Raw genomic sequence first — 19191 nt, forward strand, 5'->3', positions numbered from 1 at the left:
GATCAACCAGTAAAAATCCACACAAGTTGTTCTTCATAATCTCTTAATGATTTACTCGCTAATTCGTCATTAGCAAGTTAGGTCAGCAATAATACTCTTAATCTCATAAGAGTCAAGCACTATCTTGAAGTAATTTAATCAAGCGCTGCTGATGGAGGGCGATTATAGATAGTTTTTTCAGTTAAACAAGCCCCAAACCAAAAAAATATAACTAAAAGTGATTAATTGTGCAATTTTTAATCCAAATTATTATTTTTTGCTATATTTACTCTTTATAACTTCTTTTTCATAGCTCATTAAATAAAAAGCCACAACCTAACATTGTGGCTTTTTCAGGATTTAACTTACATTAAGCACCTAAGTCTAAAACTTCATGTTCAAACGTGTCCAATAGTTGCGTCCGATATTGTTAAATTGCTCAGTTGCGGCAAAACCAAGACCTGCATTACCCAATTTGTTTAAATGCTCGGCATACGTTTTATTTAGTACGTTATCAATACCGACTGATAGATCAACATCCTGAGCTAATTTATACGTGCCATTTAACGAAAGTGTGCCAAAACCTGTGCTCTTTTTAACATCATAGCCGACAATATTGCCTTCACGTTCACTAATACGGCTTTGGCCATCAACTATGCGCCATAATAAGCCAAGGTTGTAGTTGTCTTGCACGTAACGTAAATTGATACGTCCCTCTAATGGAGATATTTGTGGTAATGGTGTGTTATTGCTCGTGTTTTTACCCCATGCATACATGGCACTCACATCTGCTTGGATTGCATCGCTAAATTGATAACCCACACCCGCTTCTGCACCTGCAATGGTGGCATCGACATTACGACTATGCGCTTCTAAAGCTTGGTTTGCTCCTGTCGGGAGATAGGTAGTTAAAATATAGTCTTGAATCAGACCGACATAAGCCGATGCCCAAGAATTAAATCCAGCATATTGATGTTGATAACCAAGATCAAGTTGGAAGGTCTTTTCAGTGTCAATTTGGTTAAAGGTATTGGCTTGACCGTTACCCGATTTCGGACTGAACAACTCCCAATAATCAGGCATACGCTCAACATAACCTAAACCGATATAGGTTTTGCCATCATCATGGTCAGGATGGGTATTTTCAAAGCGTACAAAACCACTAAATAGAGTATGTTCACGTTGCTTATCCAAAGAAGCGGTGACATTACGTTGGTCTTTAACTTCGACTTGATCGATTCGCACACCGGATACTAAGCGATTTTCATCACCAAATTGATAAGTCAGTTCACCAAAACCACCAAATGATTGAAATTTCATATCCGTCATACGCGGCTGATCTTGATAGACAATGCCTTGCATAGCATCTGTTTTACGAATGCTATGCTCATTGTTTTGCGTATCGATCCCCGTGATCAAATTCATGTTGTCCCATTCTTGGGTCATGGCTAAACGTGCGTTTAGCGTTTTACGGGCCACATTGGTTGCCATCTGCATCATTGGTGGTTTACGTAAACTATAGTTATCCATCACATGATCATTAAAATTATAATTGATCTGTGCTTCAATCTTTTCGATTACATCACTGACATTTTTCTTCTCAACACGTAAACCTAAACTTTCGCGGGCAAACTTAGAGCCGTCCATGGCACGTCCTGCATAGACTGCTTCACCATCTGCTTTACCACCTGTGAGTTCAACCCATGTATCTGCATTGGGTGTCCATCCTAAAGCAATATCTGCATTCCAACGCTTCCAATCGGATGGGACTGTTTTTCCATCACCATCTTGATAACTATTAGATACCGAACGATTGGTATTAAGACGAATGTATTTTTGCTCATCACCCACTGCTGCTTCGATATTTTGATCCAAGCGTCCATAAGAACCCACCACCACACTCGCTTGACCACGATAGTTTTGATCTTGAGAAAAATCTTCAGGACGGCGTTCAAAAATTACGGTGGCTGCTGAACCTGTGTTGGCATATTGCACCGTTTGTGGGCCTTTAATCACCGAAATTTGATCATAGCTTTCAGGTGAAATATAAGAGGTTGGGGAGTCCATTCGACTTGGACAAGCCCCTAAATTTTCAGTGCCATCGGTTAAGATTTTAATACGTGAGCCAAACATGCCACGGAACGTGACATCACCATTGGTACCTGCTCCGCTATTGACTGCGCTAAAACCCACAATACTTTGTAAGTAATCTGCACCATCTGAGGCAGGAATCGGCTGAATCGGTTGTTTTGGATCAGCACGAACAATTAAGCCATTGGCATCGTTACCTGTTTGTGCCGTAGCCACAATCGCAGTTAAAGCATGGGTTGGGGTTTCAACCGCCAAAGTTGTGGTTGAATAGGCGATCGCCATCGTAGCCACTAAAGGCTGAAGTAAAAATTGACCTGAGCGCATCAAAAGATCTCACTTAAAACATAAATACGAGGGGGCTAGAGCCAATCAAGACCCTAGAACAAACAATCGAAATTTATGCAAAAAGTGGTGGGGCTCGCCCTTGCGGCAGTAAAAATAGTCGTTGCAGTACAAACCAAACATAAGCTGCTTGATTTTTCCATGCATAAAAACGTACCAAAATACGATCAAGCACTTCTTTAATGCTTAAATCAGGCGGCAAAACTAAGTTACTGTAAACAGTACAATACTGACACTGATGATTGGCATCGTGATGATGTGTGTGGTCAGCAGCATGCTCAGCTGTATGTGCATGATGACTAGGAGAAGTGGGATTTAATAATGCTTGGGTGATGGTCTCACACACCGGCGCAACCTGATATTGCATCGGCAGTAGAGGCTGTAGAAAAACAGCGATTTGTAAAGCCACCGCGACTAACGCCAGTAGCAACCCGCTTCGCATCACCAAGAACAAAAAACCCATACATGGAGTATGGGCTTGAGTATAACAAATATACTAACCAACAAAACAGTTTTTAAACTTACCGTTGCACTTTTTGGCGTTGACGCACCACTTTTTCCACTTTTTCACGCGCACGTTGACGCTTTAATGGAGACAAATAATCGACAAACAATTTGCCATTTAAGTGATCCATTTCATGCTGAATACAAACTGCGAGAAGTTCATCTGCTTCCATCTCAAACGCTTGCCCCTCAAGATTCAGTGCTTCGATCTTTACGCGTGACGGACGCTCAACTTTATCGTATATTTGAGGCACAGATAAACAGCCCTCTTCATACGGTTGGGTTTGTTCAGTCAGTGGGGTAATCTTTGGATTAATGAACACCAATGGTTGATCTTTGGTTTCAGATAAATCCATGACGATCAATTGGATATGATGATCAACTTGCGTTGCAGCTAAACCAATACCAGGTGCTGCATACATCGTTTCAAACATATCTGCGGCAAGCTGACGAATTTCATCAGTAACTTCTTCGACAGGTTTCGCAATGGTACGAAGACGGGGATCCGGGAAACTTAAAATAGGTAATAAGGCCATACTGCGTCCTCAACTCTGCCATTGAACTAAAAAAACCAATGAAGGAATGCTTCATCAGAAAATTGTGTGTAAGATCGTTATTATAACGCAACTGCATACATAATTTTAGGAATTATGATAATGAAAAAAGTTTTGACAGACACAGCTATTTTTCGTGTCTTGGGGTTTAAACAGCATGTATTGGCTGTTGCAGTGTGTGCGAGTTTGGGGCTAGGTATGATCGCAACCGCTGAGGCGGCACCTGCACGCAATGTCAATCCACCTGTGTTAAAAGCCGATGCACCAAACGTCTATGTGGTCAAAAAAGGCGATACCCTGTGGGATATTTCAAAGCGCTTTTTAAAGAATCCTCTACGCTGGCGTGAAATTTGGGCAAGCAATAAACATGTTAAAAATCCACATTGGATTTTCCCCGGTGACCGTTTATTAATGTGTGATTATCAAGGTCGTCCGATTTTAGGTAAAGACGAAGGTGATGGTTGTGCCGGAATTATTAGTCGTTATTTAGGCGACCAAAAGTTACAACCTCAGGTTCGCCTTGAGTCGTTAAATAATGCCATTCCTGTGATTGCACTTGATGATATTAAAAACTTCCTTGAGCGCTCACATATCATTGCACCAAATGCTTTAGATGCGACTCCTTATATTATAGGTGCAGCAGATCAACGTGTTTTAGCCGCTAAAGGACAAACAGTTTATGCACGCGGTGCAGGTTTAGAAGCCGGTCAGCGTTATGCCATTTACCGTGAAGGCGAACCGTACACAGCCACTGATGCCAAAGGACGTAAATACCCTGTTGCCTTAGAACTTACTCAAGTAGCCACCGCTATTGCCAGCAAAAATAGCGACGACATCACCACACTAGAAATTACTGACACCTTTAGCTATGAAGTGCGTCGTGGTGATCGTGTTTTACCAATTTATGACCCAATGCTGCCAACATTGTTCTACCCAGTAGAAACTGATAATGTGGTCAAAGATGGTAAAGTTATTCGTGTACAAGGTTCAATTGGCACAGCCGCGCTGGGTAGTGTTGTTACTCTAGATCGTGGTAGCCAACACGGCGTACAAAGTGGACATGTGTTTAGCATTTCACAACAAGGTGAAATCGTGACTGATCCAAAAACAAAAGAACGTATTCAATTGCCGGGTCAGCGTATTGGTCAACTCATGGTATTTAAAACCTTTGATCAATTTAGCTATGGCTATGTATTAAGTAGTGAATTGCCAATTAAAGTTGGCGCAAACTTAGTCACTCCAAGCGATGATGAATAAACGATAAAAACAACGAGGTGAGGTATGTTGCAACAGCTCTCACAATCGCAACGCGATTTCATTTGCTTGTGGTATTTAGTGCAACATTCCTTGTCGAGTTTTTATAAGCTGCTTGACTATTATGGCTCAGTCCCCAGTGCTATTGCGGCACGGCATGACTGGGCCATTTTAAATTTACACCGTAGTCATGTCAAACGTGTCCAAGAATTTGAACAACCGCTACAGCAAGCTCATTTTGAAAAACTCCTGCATAGCATACAAACTCACAGCGATTTTATCGTCACGTTTCAAGACGATGCTTATCCACAGCAACTTTTAAACTATGTGGATAAACCACCACTGATTTTTGGGCAAGGTCAGCTCAATATCTTAAACGAAGCGCAAATTGCTATTGTGGGCAGTCGTAAACCAAGCCCCCATGGACGCCAAGTAGCTTATGATTTTGCCTACTATTTAAGTGAACAAGGTTTTTATATTAATAGTGGTTTAGCATTAGGTATTGATGAAGCTGCTCACTTAGGTGGTTTACAGCATGGACGTACTTTGGCGGTGATGGCAACGGGTTTAGATCAAACTTATCCACGCCAACATCACAACTTAAGAACACAGATTCTTGACCAAGGTGGCACAGTCATCACTGAATTTTTACCGTTTACCCCCCCCTTACAGCACAATTTCCCAAGACGTAACCGAATTGTCAGTGGTTTAAGTTTAGGTGTATTAGTAGCAGAAGCGACTTTAAAAAGTGGTTCTTTAATTACGGCCAAAATTGCGGCCGAGCAAGGTAAAAGTATCTTTGCGATTCCGGGACATATTTATAGTGACCATCATCAAGGTTGCCACCAACTCATTCGCGAAGGTGCGACTTTGGTCGATCATCCTGAGCAAATTGTTGAAGATTTGGCCTTAGCCACCCAATGGCAGCATCAACAATTGCATCCACAACATACAGCTACACTTACAATAAAACCTGTAGCTGAACCTAAAGTCCCTGCACATTTACAAGCACTCTACACAACACTTGATTGGCAAGGTCAAAGCCTTGACCAACTTTGTGCACGTTTACAGCTAGACGCAGCGGATTTAACCGCAAAACTTATGGAACTTGAACTGTTTGGTTTAGCAATGCAGCAGTCAGGTCTGTACTTGCGTTGTGGTTCAGCGCAATAAGGTTCACAATAGTCTTTTCACACGTCACATGGGAAAAGATAAAAATGTCGATGATTACTACCTCTGTTACCGAAGCTGCAGAATGTCTTAAACAAGGCCAAGTTCTGGCTTATCCTACAGAGGCCGTTTGGGGTTTAGGCTGTGATCCGTATAACCAAGAGGCATTTTTAGAAATCTTACGTTTAAAACAACGCCCAATTGAAAAAGGGGTTATTTTACTTGCTGCTCACTTAGGTCAAGTAGAATCTTTACTAGTCAATTTAGATCCAGACATCCGTGCTCAAGTAGAACACTCTTGGCGTAATCAAGCAGCCAGTGAACGCGCCACAACATGGTTACTGCCTGCAACAGATGAAATTCCAACTTGGATTAAAGGCAATCATCCCAAAGTGGCAGTACGTGTGACCAATCACCCACTATGTGTAGCACTGTGTTCTGCCTTTGATCGTTTTATTGTATCAACAAGCGCCAATCCTGCAGGCCTTGAGCCTGCACGTTCTTTACAAGATGCTATGCAATATTTTCATCAAGATTTAAATTATCTGAATGGTGATTTAGGTTTAAGTTGTGAAACAAGTCGCATTTTAGATGCTGAAACAGGCGCAGTGATTCGAAGCTAAATCATTAAATTTTAGGCAAAAAAAAGCTCAGCCATATAGGGACGGCTGAGCATAAAAAGGATGTGTAAATCACATCCAGAGGGTCTACAAATCTGGAGCAACTTAAGATCGTTAAGAATAACTTAAGTATCTGCGATGACGGTATTATGTGTTAATCATATAGTTTAAACAAATATAATATTAAACTCAATTTAGACTAAAAATATATTAGATAAGTAATTTTTTACCCTTATGTTCAATTTATCTGACTATTTTTTATTTATTTTTAAAAAAACTCAGCTAATTTTTAACACCTCTCGCTGTCGTGATTTTTTGCAGTATAGAGGTGAAAAAAATAAATAAAATAAAACTTTTTTGTTTATTTTTTTAATCTAATTATTTTTTCTGAGCCAACAATACAGCCAATACAATCACCATTCCACCAAGCGTATGATATATGCTCCATTGTTCATTCAGCCAAAAATAAGCGATCAAAGCCGTAAAAATTGGCATTAAGTTCATAAAGATACTGGTCTGATTCGGACCAAGTTGCTGTACCGCTTTCATCCACAGCAAAGGTGCCAACAATGAGGGGAAAATTCCGGCATACGCCACACTCACAACATTATCTTGAGTGATAGGATCTAAACCAAAATAAACAATGATGGGTACATGATAGAGCAAGGCAAAACACACCTGCACGTATAGCATCAGCATTAAAGGCAATGCCAACTGCCATTTTCTTAAAAACACCCCATAAAAAGCATAAAAGAAAACGGCCAACAACATCAGCAGGTCACCCGTGTGCTGACCCAAGTTTAAAATTGCGTCAAACTGCCCTTGTCCAAGCACATATAGCAAACCCAAAAATGAGCAAATACTGCCAATTACAGCATAGCGATTAGGAAATTCTTTTAAAATTAAAATACCGACAAAAATAGTAAAAATCGGAATAAAGGCATTGATTAAGCCCATGTTAGTGGCGGTCGTATAATGTGCTGCGCTATAAGCCAAACCTTGATATAGCAACATGCCAAAGGCACTTAAAATTGCCAATTTTAAGCTATGTTGTTGAATTAATTGTCGCTGTTGCCAAGTTTTATGCAGCATAAATGGAGTTAATAACAGCCATGCCAACAACCAACGATAAAAGCTAATACTCATCGGTTCAATAAAATCGGTGACATAACGTGTGACCACAATATTCAATGACCAAATCACAACAGCTGTCATTGGTAATAAAATTACCCACCATGCTATGCGTTGCTGTGTCATATTGTGATCCTTCAGTATTATTTTTTCAGTCATATGCTGTTTTTCTATAATTCATTTCAGGTGTATTTGCCTTTGCTTTAAAAGCATGCACATCACATTGGCTTTTTGTACATATAGGCTAAAGACAACAATTTTTACTTGCCGCTGCGCAATTTTATCGTTACAACAGGGTTTGCTTAAAACAAATAAGGATCGTTTATGACAAACAGTGTATATGATATTGCCGTGCAAACCATCGGTGGTACGCAAACGACATTAAACCAATATCAAGGCAAAGTTTTACTGATTGTAAATGTGGCGTCAAAATGTGGTTTAACCCCACAATATGAAGGTTTACAGCAACTTTATCAAAACAAAAAAGCCGAAGGTTTAGAAATTCTTGGTTTTCCTGCCAATGATTTCTTGGCACAGGAACCGGGCAGCAATGAGGAAATTCAGCAATTTTGTAGTCTTAACTACCAAGTTGATTTTCCACTATTCGCCAAAATTACTGTGGTGGGTGAAGATAAACATCCGTTGTATCAAGCCCTCACCCAAGCTATTCCTGAACGTATTGGTGAAGGCCCATGGGTTAAAGATTTAACAGATTATGGTTTAACACCAAATCAACCACCTGAAGTGCTTTGGAACTTCGAAAAATTTTTAATTGGTAAAAATGGTGAAATTGTTGCGCGTTTTGCACCAGACATCACAGCCGACGATGAACGTATTGTTAGTGCAATTGAAGCTGAGCTTGCTAAATAAGTCATGTAGGTGTGTCTAGTTTTAGGGCTAGACACAGTTTCTTGCCTTACTCATCTTCATGATCTCTACGTAATTTTTTCATCATTTCTGCTTAATTTTTATATTTAAACAACAGTCTATTCTCTATTTATCAAAATCTTATTGTTAAGTTAAGCCTATCCCAAGTAATACAGATAGGTTCTAAAAATGAAATTATTAAAAGCCGTAGTATTTTCAATCTCTAGCGTATTAGCAGCAACTTCTGCTTTTGCTGCACCACCTGACCATAAGCATCAAGCTACACAACAACATAAAGCACCGAGTAAATTTGAGCAACATAAACCGAACTCCCATAAAGCCCCTGCCAAATTTGAGCAGCATAAACCCAACATGCCTAAACAACATGTGGTTAAAAAAGGTGAACAACCAAAACGCGATTGGAAATCAGGCAGCAAAGTTCCTGCACAATTTCAGGCCAAGCACTATAAGATTGATCACAAACAATCTAAGAAGCTCACCCCACCTAAAGCCAATCAAACATGGATTAAGGTCAATGGTGATTATGTGCTGATGGATAGCAAAACCTATAAGGTCATTAAAGTGGTACGCTAAGATATTCAGCTAGATTTAAAACAGCGTAGTAACGCTGTTTTTTATTTTTGTTGTGTATTTACAAAAAATTCCTTATTTGGTCATATTTATGTCGTATCTTGTGATTACGATTAGATATTTTGGTGTTTTTAGGCATGACAAAGGTTTTACAGCGCGTGACTACGCCTACGGTGTTATTGGGTCTTAGCGTGATGCTGTTAGGATGTGGCCAAACGCCTGCACCTGAGGCAACTGCGCAACCTGAGCCAGAAATGACGCAAAGTGCATCTGAAGATGTTCAAGCTGAATTAAAATCAGGCAGCATGTTTTCAATTGTACGTGATGTCGCAGATGTACAACTCAAAGCCGGCAGTTATATTGAAGAGTTGCAGCAAACTCAAACTGAGTTACAAGATGCAGTTGAATTAAAAGATGCGCAAAAACTTGAACAAGCAGCCACGAGTTTACAAAGTCAGTTGACTGGCTTTAATCAAGCACTGGTGAGCTTAGATTTAAAAAGTCAGGAAATTGATCAAATTCGTAGCAATATCATTGCAGCCAATGAAAAAGTGCTTAATTCTGATTTCTTAAATGGCAAATTAGACTTTGCCACTGTTGACTTTAAACAAATTGAAGCACAAATGGGCAATGTACAAGGTGAAATGCTTAAACTTGCAGCCATGTTAATCCCTCAGGAAAAAGCAGAGTCTTAAAACGCCTAGTGAAGTCTAAACCATTTAGGCTTCACGACTTGATTACAGCATCACATCAGATGCATAACATACGCTGTGTTGAAAGCTTGCTAGCATGTATAAAAATTAAAACAATAAGGAATAGCAGATGCATCAGTCCATTTACTCTATCGTGCCTGTTACATTTCGTTTAGATTTAAAAGATCCTTTTATTTTTAAAGCACATCATATCGATCATTTTCCTGAAGGCAATGCCGAGCTGGGGCCTCAATATCCTGCTGTAAATCAAGAATATCATATGTATTATGGTGAAACTGTGCCCGGTTTTCCGCAACATCCACATACCGGCTTTGAAACCATTACCTTAGTTGAACAAGGGGTAATTGATCATTTTGATTCGCTTGGTAATGCTGGTCGTTATGCTGCCGGTGATGTGCAATGGCTCAGTACAGGCAATGGGGTTGAACATTGTGAAATGTTTCCGCTGATTCACCAAGATCGAGCCAACCCCTTAGAGCTTTTTCAGATTTGGTTTAATTCATCTTCTACACAAAAGCAGCAAGACCCTGACTATAAAATGCTGTGGCGCGAAGATATTCCACATGTTTATTTAGAGGATACACAAGGCAGTATTGCTGATATTCGTGTGGTGGCAGGTCAATTTAATCAAACAGTTGCTTTAGCTTGCCCAACACATTCTTGGGCTGCTAGCGATGAAAATCATGTGAATATTTTTCTGATCCAAATTACTGCACATAGCAGTGTCACCATTCCTGCAACTACAGCTACTTCCACTCGCTTTGCCTACTTTTATCAAGGCTCAGAATTAAAACTCTTTGATCAGAGCCTACAATCTAAACATCTTATAGAACTCCAACCAGATGTAGCAGTCAGCTTAACAGCAGGTGATCAAGAAGCACGTATTTTATGGTTAGAGGGCGAACCGATTGGCGAGCCTGTGGCGATGCGTGGCCCATTTGTCATGAATACTCAACAAGAGTTAGATGAGGCTTTTGGACGCTATCGCGCCACCCAATTTGGCAACTGGCCGTGGTCAAGTGCTGCCCCTACCTTTAAGCGTGAACAACCCCGTTTTTCAACTTATAACGGTGGTGAGCGTGAAGAATTCCCACAAGAATCTTAATATTGCTTAATAAGACGTGTCAGCATATGCTCAATTTTGCTAGCACTTAGATGATTGAGATATGCAACTTATTTTATTGTGTGGGGTACAAGCCTCGGGTAAGTCTACCTTTTATCAGCAATATTTTTATCACACGCATTTGCGTTTAAATTTAGATATGCTGAAAACTCGGCATCGTGAAAATATGATTTTCGAAGCGTGTTTAGCTTCAAAAACCAAAATGGTGATTGACAATACCAACCCTGATGTTGCATCACGTGGTCGCTATATTCAACGTGCCTATGATGCAGGCTTTGAGGTGATTGCCTATTATTTTGCAACTGATTTAAACAGTACTTTAAAGCGTAATCGGCAACGCATAGGCAAAGCCAATATTCCTGAAGCAGGTGTACGAGCAACCTATAAAAAACTAGAAATACCTCAATTAGCTGAGGGTTTTGCTGAAATTTTTCAGGTTCAAATTGTAGATGATCAACAATTTTCAATTCAGCTACTAGAAGTTGTTTGATGCCATTGTTTAAAGGCTGCTTGCATCTTATCTTGTGTAGCGGTATCTACTTGTTGAGCTTTGAGTTGAGTAAAGTTGGCTTGATAAACCTGTTGGCTCAATTGTTTTGCAAGCTGTTCAAGCGCAGCTCTACCCTGTTGCTGATAATCTAAAATTTGCTGCTGAGTTAACTGTAAATGCCAACAATGCATGGCATCGCCTGTATCGATTGCAAAGCCTAAATAATAGTTTTTTTGATCTTGGTAAAGTTCCCAAAAATGGGCTTGTTGTTGGATGAGTTTCATAAAAATTTTCTAATTTCATATTTCTTATTTGAAAATAATATTTTCTGACATCAGTCTGCAAATACTATCGTTATATTTTTCGATAATTAATGGTAATCGATTTTTAAAAAGCTCAGCATTTTTTAAATGAGTTGAGTTACAAACTTCTCCCTTATACTCATGATATTTCTCCAAAATTGGATTTAATAGCTGATTTAATTCACTTTTAAAATCTTTGATTGTTGCTTCGTAACGATTATCATGAAATATGATTTGATAATATTCAAATCTATTAACTATCTCTCTTAAATGAGCATTTACATTGAAAATTTGCTTAATTAAGCCTCCATCGTCAAAGTCTGTAATCTCACCATGATTGCTATAAATTTCTTCCAACCAAGAATCATGCAAGTTTTGAAGCGTAGAAATTTCATTTTTTAAATCCACATATTTATTAAAAATTTTTTGAAAGTAATTACTTTTTAAATTTTCTCTATGCTGAACTTTCCAATAACCGACTAACAAATATGCGACTACAGCAGCGTACAACGTTGCCCCCATACTTAGACAAGATGCCAAAGTAGCACCTTTATCCATTGATATAGGTAAGATTACATAGGTAGCAAAGAACCAAATAGATATAAAAATAAAGAGGAATGTGAGAATCATCTTAAGAAACAATTTCATATCATCATGTTTTCTTTATTTATCATTTCACTTATTTATAACATAAAAAAAGCCACTCAAATGAGTGGCTTTTTCGATCTTAAACTACGTCTTATTGAGCGCGGTTTTTGATTTTGCGGATCGTGTCTAACTGAGCAGCAGTTTCTGCAAGAGCAGCTAATGCAGCAGCAGTGTCCAAATCGCTCTTTTGATTTGCAAGCAAGTTTTCAGCATTTTTACGTGCTTCAATAATTGCCGCTTCATCTAAGTTTTCTGCACGGACTGCAGTATCTGCAAGTACCGTAACAACATGCGGTTGAACTTCTAGAACACCACCAGATACATAGATTAACTCTTCTGTACCGTTTTCAAGCACAACGCGGATCGCGCCAGGCTTGAGCAAAGTAACTAATGGTGTATGACCAGGCATAATACCCAATTCACCGCCAGCACCTTTTGCGATAATCATGCTGATCGTGCCTGAGTACAAAGACTCTTTAACACTTACAACATCACATTGCATAGTCGCCATGAGAATCTCCTAAATTAGGGAACTAATTAAAGTTTCTCAGCTTTAGCAAGTACTTCGTCAATACCACCAACCATGTAGAACGCTTGTTCTGGGATGTGATCGTATTCACCAGCTAAAAGACCTTTAAAGCCACGAATCGTTTCTTTAAGCGGTACAAGTTTACCAGGAGCACCAGTAAACACTTCAGCTACGTGGAACGGTTGAGAGAAGAAACGTTGGATCTTACGTGCGCGATACACGATAAGTTTGTCTTCTTCTGCCAATTCGTCCATACCAAGAATTGCGATAATGTCTTTCAATTCTTTGTAACGTTGAAGAACGTTTTGAACTGAACGAGCAATTTCGTAATGCTCAGCACCAACTACTAGTGGATCTAGCTGACGTGAAGTTGAGTCAAGTGGATCGATCGCTGGGTAAATACCAGAAGATGCGATGTCACGGCTCAATACAACAGTTGCGTCTAAGTGAGCAAACGTTGTAGCAGGCGATGGATCTGTTAAGTCATCGGCAGGTACGTATACCGCTTGGATTGACGTAATAGAACCAGACTTAGTCGATGTAATACGTTCTTGAAGAACACCCATCTCTTCTGCAAGTGTAGGCTGGTAACCTACAGCAGATGGCATACGACCTAGAAGTGCTGATACTTCAGTACCTGCTAGTGTATAACGGTAGATGTTGTCTACGAACAATAATACGTCACGGCCTTTACCGTTTTCGTCTTTCTCGTCACGGAAGTACTCAGCCATAGTAAGACCAGTCAACGCTACGCGTAAACGGTTACCAGGTGGCTCGTTCATCTGACCGTAGACCATTGCTACTTTGTCAAGTACGTTAGAGTCTTTCATCTCGTGGTAGAAGTCATTACCTTCACGAGTACGCTCACCAACACCAGCAAACACAGATAAACCTGAGTGAGCTTTCGCGATGTTGTTGATCAACTCCATCATGTTTACAGTTTTACCAACACCGGCACCACCGAACAGACCAACTTTACCACCTTTAGCGAACGGGCAAAGTAAGTCAATGACTTTAATACCAGTTTCTAAAAGGTCGGTAGAAGCCGCTTGTTCAGCATAAGAAGGCGCTTGACGGTGAATTGGTAAACGCGCTTCAGTTGCAACAGGACCAGCTTCGTCGATTGGGCGACCAAGAACGTCCATGATACGACCAAGTGTCGCTGTACCTACAGGTACAGAGATTGGCGCGCCAGTGTTAGTTACGTTCAAACCACGCTTAAGGCCTTCAGTAGAACCCATTGCAATAGTACGAACTACGCCATCACCAAGTTGTTGCTGAACTTCTAATGTAGTTTCAGTACCGTCAACTTGGAGAGCGTCATAGATCTTAGGAACGCTGTTGCGTTCAAACTCGACGTCGATAACCGCGCCGATGATCTGAATGATACGACCGCCACTCATTGCTGTCTCCTCAATTCAAAATAATGTTAAACGGCAGCGGCACCACCAACGATCTCAGAAATTTCCTGAGTAATCGCGGCTTGACGCAGCTTGTTATAAATAAGTTGTAGGCTCTTAATGATCTCGCCTGCGTTGTCAGTTGCAGCTTTCATAGCAACCATACGTGCAGACTGCTCACATGCGATGTTTTCAATCACACCTTGATACACCACAGACTCAATGTAACGAACCAATAAGCCATTAAGAAGCTCTTCAGCTTGTGGCTCATAGATATAATCCCAACCATATTGACGGTTAAGATTCTCGTTCTCATCAGCCGCAGCTAAAGGAACAAGTTGTTCGATTTTTTGATTTTGAGTCATGGCATTAACAAAGCCGTTTGACACTAGATAAATACGATCTAACTCGCCTTTATCATAAGCGTCCAACATCACTTGTACAGAACCAGATAACTGTTCAAGACTTGGGGTGTCGCCTACATTCGTAGTCGCGCCAAGTACTTTACCGCCGTAGTTTTTAAAAAACGAAACCGCTTTTTGACCAATTAAAGCAAATTGAACTTCAATTGACTGCTCTTTTTGCTGTTGAACGTGTTTGACCACTTTCTTGAACAAGTTAATGTTCAAACCACCAGCAAGGCCACGATCTGAAGACACAATGATATAGCCAACGCGCTTTACAGGACGTTCAACCATATAACGGTGTTTGTATTCAGGATTCGCTTGAACCAAATGAGCAATTACACGGTGCATATTTTCGGCATACGGACGGCCTTGAGCCATGCGCTCTTGCGCACGACGCATCTTAGAAGCTGCTACCATCTGCATCGCGCGAGTAATTTTCTGCGTGCTTTTGATACTAGCTACTTTGGCGCGAATTTCTTTTAAATTTGCCATACGCTTAACCTAGTATTCGAAGGCCCTTGCGAGCCCTCGAAGGTTGATTCCGTGAACCAAACCCAGACTAAATGAGCCGTTGCTCAATTAGTAAGTTTGAGTCGCTTTGAACTTTTCAATACCCGCTTTAAATTCAGCTTCGATTTCTTTATCCCAAGCACCAGTCTGGTCAATTTTTTGCATTAACGCAGCATGTTCAGAACGGAAGTAAGAAATTAACGCAGCATCAAAGTCTACGATTTTCTTCACTTCAACGTCAGTCATGTAACCTTCGTTAGATGCATAAACTGAAACAGCTTGGTCAGCGATTGAATATGGAGCATATTGTTTTTGCTTCATTAATTCAGTAACACGTTGACCATGTTCAAGTTGCTTACGCGTTGCTTCATCAAGATCAGAAGCAAACTGAGCAAACGCTGCAAGTTCACGGTATTGCGCTAAAGCGGTACGGATACCACCAGACAATTTTTTGATAACTTTAGTCTGCGCTGAACCACCAACACGAGATACAGAGATACCCGCGTTCACAGCAGGACGGATACCTGCGTTGAATAATGATGTTTCAAGGAAGATCTGACCGTCAGTGATCGAAATTACGTTCGTTGGTACGAATGCAGATACGTCACCCGCTTGAGTTTCAATGATTGGTAAAGCAGTTAATGAACCAGTTTGGCCTTTAACTTCACCATTCGTGAACTTCTCAACGTAGTCAGCTGAAACGCGCGAAGCACGTTCAAGAAGACGCGAGTGAAGATAGAATACGTCACCTGGATACGCTTCACGACCTGGTGGACGACGTAATAACAATGAAATTTGACGGTAAGCAACAGCTTGCTTAGACAAATCATCATAGATAATTAACGCATCTTCACCGCGATCACGGAAGTATTCACCCATTGTACAGCCAGAGTACGGAGCAAGGAAAAGCATTGCTGCTGGATCCGCTGCCGCTGCTGCTACAACAGTAGTGTACGCCATAGCGCCAGTTTCTTCTAACTTACGTACTACGTTAGCAATCGTCGATTGTTTTTGACCAATTGCAACATAGATACATTTAATGCCAGAATTTTTCTGAGCGATGATCGCATCGATCGCCATTGCTGTTTTACCAGTTTGACGGTCACCAATGATCAACTCACGCTGACCACGGCCGACTGGAATCATTGTATCTACTGATTTATAACCAGTTTGTACAGGTTCATCCACTGATTGACGCCAAATTACGCCTGGTGCTACTTTTTCAACAGCATCAGTTAATTTTGCATCGATCGGGCCTTTACCATCAATCGGGTTACCAAGAGCATCTACTACACGGCCTAAAAGTTCTGGACCAACCGGAACTTCTAATACACGACCTGTGCAACGAGCTTTTTGGCCTTCTTGAAGGCTTAAGTAGTTACCTAAAACAACGACGCCCACTGAATCCTGTTCTAGGTTCAGTGCCATACCATAAAGGCCGCCGTCGAATTCGATCATTTCACCGTACATTGCGTCAGCAAGACCGTGAATGCGCACAATACCGTCAGATACCATAACAATGGTACCTTCGTTTTTAGCGGTTGCGCTGGTGTCCAGATCGCCGATACGCTGTTTAATGAGCGCACTGATCTCGGATGGATTCAGTTGTTGCATTGCGCTATACCTCAATCTTTTTAAAGTTCAGTCTTCGAGCAATTACGCAAGAAGACGAGTACGCATTTTTTCAAGCTTATTAAGCGCAGAATCATCTATCACTTGGTCGCCTGCACGAATAACCACACCCGCAATCAATGCCGGGTTAACTTCTACAGAAACATTTACTGCTGCTTGGAATTTCTTCTCTAAGGCGTGTGCAAGTAATTGTTCTTGTACAGAAGTTAATGGGAATGCCGATTCAATTACGACATCCACAATATTGTTATTCTGTGATTTAAGCTGTTCATATTCTGCTTGAATTTCAGGTAGAAGACTCAAACGACCATTTTCAGCAAGCAATGTCAAAAAGTTTGACACTGCTGCGGTTTGGTCTTCACCTAAAACTTTAGCAAAAAGACTCACCTGCTCAGCAGGATTAAGCTCAGGGCGATTTAGATAAGCTGAAAATGCTTCGTCTTGCACCGCAGCACTGAGCAAAGTAAGCGCATTTGACCAAGAGTCAGCTGCGTTTTGCTCAGAAGCGTAAGCAAATGCTGCTTTTGCGTAAGGGCGTGCTAACGTCAAGAGTTCAGCCATAATCCGCCTCTCTTAAAGTTTAGCAGCCAGCTGAGTCAGCATGGCATTGTGAGCTTCTGCATCAACTTGCTGGCTAAGAATTTTCTCAGCACCAGCTACTGCAAGAGCAGCCACTTGTTGACGTAATTGTTCGCGAGCTGCATTGATTTCAGTATCAACAGCTTCTTTAGCCTGTTGACGAATGCGCTCACCTTCAGCTGCTGCTTGAGCACGCGCATCTTCTACTAATTGCGCGCCGCGACGGTTCGCTTGTTCGATCAATTGAGCCGCTTGTGCTTTAGCTGCGTCGAGTTCGGCTTTCACTTGTGCTTGCGCATCCGCAAGGTCAGCTTTTGCTTTCTCAGCCGCATTTAAGCCGTCAGCAATTTTACGCTGACGCTCACTAATCGCATTGATTAGTGGTGGCCATACAAACTTCATGCAGAATGCGACAAACATCGCAAACGCAATCGCTTGGCCAAACAATGTGAGGTTGATATTCATTGCAAATTCCTCAAATAGTGAATTTCGGAATTAAGCTGATTAACCTACAAATGGATTAGCGAATAGGATAAATAAGCCAATACCAACACTGATCATTGGGATCGCATCAAGAAGACCCGCTACGATGAACATACGTGTTTGAAGTTGTGGAGCAAGTTCAGGCTGGCGAGAAACAGCTTCTAGGAAACGACCACCTAATAGTGCGAAACCAATACCAGTACCTAATGCAGCAAAAGAAATTAAGATTGCGACTGCAATAGCAGACAAACCAAGTACTAATTCCATGAAAAAATCCTCAAATGTTAGGTTAAATCAAAACTAATAATCATCTAACCATTAACGAACAATTAGATAAAAAAATACGATTAATGTTTTTCACTTGCCATACTTAAGTACACGATGGTCAACATCATAAATACGAAAGCTTGCAGTGTAATTACAAGAATATGGAAAATTGCCCAAGGTACAGACAATGCCCATTGGATCCAGAACGGTAATAGTGCAATCAGAATGAAGATTAACTCACCTGCATACATGTTACCAAACAGTCGTAGAGCCAATGAAACTGGACGCGCTAGGAAAGTCGCTAACTCTAAAACTAAATTTACTGGAACTAGTAAAATTTTAAATACAATATTATTTGAACTAAACGGGTTGAATGCAAATTCGCCTGCAAAACCACCTAAACCTTTCGCACGAATACCGTAGAAGAAGATCAAAGCAAAAACAGACAACGACATACCTAAAGTCACGTTGATATCTGTTGTTGGAACAATCTTAAAGTAGACGTGATGCGGGTCCATGCCAAATACGTGTGCACCAATCAATTGAGCTGTATACGGGATAAAGTCAACTGGGATTAAGTCCATTGCGTTCATGAGGAAAATCCACACGAAAATGGTCAATGCAAGCGGTGCGATTAAACGCGATTTGCCATGAAAAGTGTCGCGAACATTTGAGTCAACAAACTCGATAATCATTTCAATTGCAGACTGGAACTTGGTCGGAACACCAGCGTTTGCAGCTTTCGCCACAACCCAGAACAGAAAACAGAAAATCATACCAAGGCCAATTGACCAACCCATTGAATCCAAATGAATAGCAGTGAACCCCATCTGTTGAGCTTCTTCAGCAGTTTCAGCTAACTTCCAAGAACCGTCTGGCATTTTGCCATACGTCATGTTAGTCAAGTGATGCTTGATATACTCGGTCGAAGTAAGGGCATGTTCTTCAGCAGCCATAAATCACACCTGGTCAATGTCAAATACTAATATAGAGATAAGCGAACAT

The 19191-nt window shown here is 40.8% G+C and carries 22 protein-coding genes; 8 read left to right on the forward strand and 14 right to left on the reverse strand.

Annotated features, from left to right (window positions below):
• Nucleotides 1-363 precede the first annotated feature (363 nt).
• The 3 genes from Q0Z55_RS07980 to def all read right to left on the reverse strand — a co-directional run bounded on the left by Q0Z55_RS07980 (nucleotide 364) and on the right by def (nucleotide 3452).
• Entirely contained in the window at nucleotides 364-2394 is a 2031-nt protein-coding gene (locus tag Q0Z55_RS07980) for a TonB-dependent copper receptor (RefSeq protein WP_297426744.1), read from the reverse strand.
• 73 nt (nucleotides 2395-2467) lie between these two features.
• Nucleotides 2468-2860, reverse strand: a complete 393-nt coding sequence (locus Q0Z55_RS07985; protein ID WP_297426747.1) for a DUF2946 family protein — start codon at nucleotides 2858-2860, stop codon at nucleotides 2468-2470.
• A 73-nt stretch (nucleotides 2861-2933) separates the two neighbouring features.
• Nucleotides 2934-3452, reverse strand: coding sequence for a peptide deformylase (gene def / locus Q0Z55_RS07990; protein WP_297426750.1), 519 nt, complete (start codon nucleotides 3450-3452; stop codon nucleotides 2934-2936).
• A 120-nt stretch (nucleotides 3453-3572) separates the two neighbouring features.
• Between def and Q0Z55_RS07995 the strand changes: the two genes are divergently transcribed.
• Genes Q0Z55_RS07995 through Q0Z55_RS08005 form a run of 3 tightly spaced genes read left to right on the forward strand, consistent with a single transcriptional unit; the run spans nucleotide 3573 to nucleotide 6517 of the window.
• On the forward strand, nucleotides 3573-4727 hold the full coding sequence (locus tag Q0Z55_RS07995; protein WP_297426753.1) for a LysM peptidoglycan-binding domain-containing protein: 1155 nt from the start codon (nucleotides 3573-3575) through the stop codon (nucleotides 4725-4727).
• A gap of 24 nt (nucleotides 4728-4751) precedes the next feature.
• Nucleotides 4752-5897, forward strand: coding sequence for a DNA-processing protein DprA (dprA, locus tag Q0Z55_RS08000; protein WP_297426756.1), 1146 nt, complete (start codon nucleotides 4752-4754; stop codon nucleotides 5895-5897).
• 50 nt (nucleotides 5898-5947) lie between these two features.
• Entirely contained in the window at nucleotides 5948-6517 is a 570-nt protein-coding gene (locus tag Q0Z55_RS08005) for a Sua5/YciO/YrdC/YwlC family protein (protein ID WP_297426878.1), read from the forward strand.
• 375 nt (nucleotides 6518-6892) lie between these two features.
• On the opposite strand, the gene Q0Z55_RS08010 is transcribed toward Q0Z55_RS08005, so the two are convergent.
• On the reverse strand, nucleotides 6893-7771 hold the full coding sequence (locus Q0Z55_RS08010; RefSeq protein ID WP_297426759.1) for a DMT family transporter: 879 nt from the start codon (nucleotides 7769-7771) through the stop codon (nucleotides 6893-6895).
• A gap of 198 nt (nucleotides 7772-7969) precedes the next feature.
• On the opposite strand from Q0Z55_RS08010, the gene Q0Z55_RS08015 reads away from it, so the two are divergent.
• From Q0Z55_RS08015 to Q0Z55_RS08035, 5 genes are all read left to right on the forward strand, one after another.
• Nucleotides 7970-8515 carry a glutathione peroxidase gene (locus tag Q0Z55_RS08015; RefSeq protein ID WP_297426761.1) on the forward strand — a complete coding sequence of 182 codons (546 nt, stop codon included), beginning with the start codon at nucleotides 7970-7972 and terminating at the stop codon, nucleotides 8513-8515.
• A gap of 186 nt (nucleotides 8516-8701) precedes the next feature.
• A complete protein-coding gene (locus Q0Z55_RS08020) occupies nucleotides 8702-9106 on the forward strand; it encodes an RcnB family protein (protein ID WP_297426764.1) in 405 nt (134 codons plus the stop codon).
• A 134-nt stretch (nucleotides 9107-9240) separates the two neighbouring features.
• The gene (locus tag Q0Z55_RS08025; RefSeq protein ID WP_297426767.1) at nucleotides 9241-9798 is read left to right on the forward strand and encodes a hypothetical protein; all 558 of its coding nucleotides are present in this window, start codon (nucleotides 9241-9243) and stop codon (nucleotides 9796-9798) included.
• A gap of 127 nt (nucleotides 9799-9925) precedes the next feature.
• The gene (locus Q0Z55_RS08030) at nucleotides 9926-10921 is read left to right on the forward strand and encodes a pirin family protein (protein WP_297426770.1); all 996 of its coding nucleotides are present in this window, start codon (nucleotides 9926-9928) and stop codon (nucleotides 10919-10921) included.
• A gap of 61 nt (nucleotides 10922-10982) precedes the next feature.
• On the forward strand, nucleotides 10983-11429 hold the full coding sequence (locus Q0Z55_RS08035; protein WP_297426774.1) for an ATP-binding protein: 447 nt from the start codon (nucleotides 10983-10985) through the stop codon (nucleotides 11427-11429).
• On the opposite strand, the gene Q0Z55_RS08040 is transcribed toward Q0Z55_RS08035, so the two are convergent.
• From Q0Z55_RS08040 to atpB, 10 genes are all read right to left on the reverse strand, one after another.
• Entirely contained in the window at nucleotides 11408-11713 is a 306-nt protein-coding gene (locus Q0Z55_RS08040; protein ID WP_297426777.1) for a hypothetical protein, read from the reverse strand. The two genes, Q0Z55_RS08035 and Q0Z55_RS08040, sit on opposite strands and share 22 nt — an antisense overlap.
• Nucleotides 11714-11737: 24 nt before the next feature.
• Nucleotides 11738-12379, reverse strand: coding sequence for a hypothetical protein (locus tag Q0Z55_RS08045; RefSeq protein WP_297426780.1), 642 nt, complete (start codon nucleotides 12377-12379; stop codon nucleotides 11738-11740).
• Between the two features lie 91 nt (nucleotides 12380-12470).
• Nucleotides 12471-12890 carry a F0F1 ATP synthase subunit epsilon gene (locus Q0Z55_RS08050; protein WP_297426783.1) on the reverse strand — a complete coding sequence of 140 codons (420 nt, stop codon included), beginning with the start codon at nucleotides 12888-12890 and terminating at the stop codon, nucleotides 12471-12473.
• Nucleotides 12891-12916: 26 nt separating this feature from the next.
• Entirely contained in the window at nucleotides 12917-14311 is a 1395-nt protein-coding gene (atpD, locus tag Q0Z55_RS08055) for a F0F1 ATP synthase subunit beta (protein ID WP_297426786.1), read from the reverse strand.
• 26 nt (nucleotides 14312-14337) lie between these two features.
• Complete coding sequence (atpG, locus tag Q0Z55_RS08060) at nucleotides 14338-15207, reverse strand: F0F1 ATP synthase subunit gamma (RefSeq protein ID WP_297426789.1); 870 nt, start codon at nucleotides 15205-15207, stop codon at nucleotides 14338-14340.
• A gap of 87 nt (nucleotides 15208-15294) precedes the next feature.
• On the reverse strand, nucleotides 15295-16839 hold the full coding sequence (atpA, locus tag Q0Z55_RS08065) for a F0F1 ATP synthase subunit alpha (RefSeq protein WP_297426792.1): 1545 nt from the start codon (nucleotides 16837-16839) through the stop codon (nucleotides 15295-15297).
• 42 nt (nucleotides 16840-16881) lie between these two features.
• Nucleotides 16882-17418: a F0F1 ATP synthase subunit delta gene (locus Q0Z55_RS08070; RefSeq protein ID WP_297426794.1), complete on the reverse strand. Its 537-nt coding sequence runs from the start codon at nucleotides 17416-17418 to the stop codon at nucleotides 16882-16884.
• Between the two features lie 12 nt (nucleotides 17419-17430).
• The gene (locus Q0Z55_RS08075) at nucleotides 17431-17901 is read right to left on the reverse strand and encodes a F0F1 ATP synthase subunit B (protein ID WP_297426797.1); all 471 of its coding nucleotides are present in this window, start codon (nucleotides 17899-17901) and stop codon (nucleotides 17431-17433) included.
• A 39-nt stretch (nucleotides 17902-17940) separates the two neighbouring features.
• Nucleotides 17941-18186, reverse strand: coding sequence for a F0F1 ATP synthase subunit C (gene atpE, locus Q0Z55_RS08080; RefSeq protein ID WP_104989258.1), 246 nt, complete (start codon nucleotides 18184-18186; stop codon nucleotides 17941-17943).
• Between the two features lie 80 nt (nucleotides 18187-18266).
• On the reverse strand, nucleotides 18267-19142 hold the full coding sequence (atpB, locus tag Q0Z55_RS08085) for a F0F1 ATP synthase subunit A (protein WP_104989259.1): 876 nt from the start codon (nucleotides 19140-19142) through the stop codon (nucleotides 18267-18269).
• Between the last annotated feature and the right edge of the window lie 49 nt (nucleotides 19143-19191).

This window comes from uncultured Acinetobacter sp. (assembly GCF_947626835.1).
GTDB lineage: Bacteria > Pseudomonadota > Gammaproteobacteria > Pseudomonadales > Moraxellaceae > Acinetobacter.

Excerpts from the sequence above, each read along its gene's own strand:
- Q0Z55_RS07980 (WP_297426744.1), bottom strand. The coding sequence starts at position 2,394 with ATGCGCTCAGGTCAATTTTTACTTCAGCCTTTAGTGGCTACGATGGCG.
- def (WP_297426750.1), bottom strand. The coding sequence starts at position 3,452 with ATGGCCTTATTACCTATTTTAAGTTTCCCGGATCCCCGTCTTCGTACC.
- Q0Z55_RS07995 (WP_297426753.1), top strand. The coding sequence starts at position 3,573 with ATGAAAAAAGTTTTGACAGACACAGCTATTTTTCGTGTCTTGGGGTTT.
- dprA (WP_297426756.1), top strand. The coding sequence starts at position 4,752 with ATGTTGCAACAGCTCTCACAATCGCAACGCGATTTCATTTGCTTGTGG.
- Q0Z55_RS08005 (WP_297426878.1), top strand. The coding sequence starts at position 5,948 with ATGATTACTACCTCTGTTACCGAAGCTGCAGAATGTCTTAAACAAGGC.
- Q0Z55_RS08010 (WP_297426759.1), bottom strand. The coding sequence starts at position 7,771 with ATGACACAGCAACGCATAGCATGGTGGGTAATTTTATTACCAATGACA.
- Q0Z55_RS08015 (WP_297426761.1), top strand. The coding sequence starts at position 7,970 with ATGACAAACAGTGTATATGATATTGCCGTGCAAACCATCGGTGGTACG.
- Q0Z55_RS08020 (WP_297426764.1), top strand. The coding sequence starts at position 8,702 with ATGAAATTATTAAAAGCCGTAGTATTTTCAATCTCTAGCGTATTAGCA.
- Q0Z55_RS08025 (WP_297426767.1), top strand. The coding sequence starts at position 9,241 with ATGACAAAGGTTTTACAGCGCGTGACTACGCCTACGGTGTTATTGGGT.
- Q0Z55_RS08030 (WP_297426770.1), top strand. The coding sequence starts at position 9,926 with ATGCATCAGTCCATTTACTCTATCGTGCCTGTTACATTTCGTTTAGAT.
- Q0Z55_RS08035 (WP_297426774.1), top strand. The coding sequence starts at position 10,983 with ATGCAACTTATTTTATTGTGTGGGGTACAAGCCTCGGGTAAGTCTACC.
- Q0Z55_RS08040 (WP_297426777.1), bottom strand. The coding sequence starts at position 11,713 with ATGAAACTCATCCAACAACAAGCCCATTTTTGGGAACTTTACCAAGAT.
- Q0Z55_RS08045 (WP_297426780.1), bottom strand. The coding sequence starts at position 12,379 with ATGAAATTGTTTCTTAAGATGATTCTCACATTCCTCTTTATTTTTATA.
- Q0Z55_RS08050 (WP_297426783.1), bottom strand. The coding sequence starts at position 12,890 with ATGGCGACTATGCAATGTGATGTTGTAAGTGTTAAAGAGTCTTTGTAC.
- atpD (WP_297426786.1), bottom strand. The coding sequence starts at position 14,311 with ATGAGTGGCGGTCGTATCATTCAGATCATCGGCGCGGTTATCGACGTC.
- atpG (WP_297426789.1), bottom strand. The coding sequence starts at position 15,207 with ATGGCAAATTTAAAAGAAATTCGCGCCAAAGTAGCTAGTATCAAAAGC.
- atpA (WP_297426792.1), bottom strand. The coding sequence starts at position 16,839 with ATGCAACAACTGAATCCATCCGAGATCAGTGCGCTCATTAAACAGCGT.
- Q0Z55_RS08070 (WP_297426794.1), bottom strand. The coding sequence starts at position 17,418 with ATGGCTGAACTCTTGACGTTAGCACGCCCTTACGCAAAAGCAGCATTT.
- Q0Z55_RS08075 (WP_297426797.1), bottom strand. The coding sequence starts at position 17,901 with ATGAATATCAACCTCACATTGTTTGGCCAAGCGATTGCGTTTGCGATG.
- atpE (WP_104989258.1), bottom strand. The coding sequence starts at position 18,186 with ATGGAATTAGTACTTGGTTTGTCTGCTATTGCAGTCGCAATCTTAATT.
- atpB (WP_104989259.1), bottom strand. The coding sequence starts at position 19,142 with ATGGCTGCTGAAGAACATGCCCTTACTTCGACCGAGTATATCAAGCAT.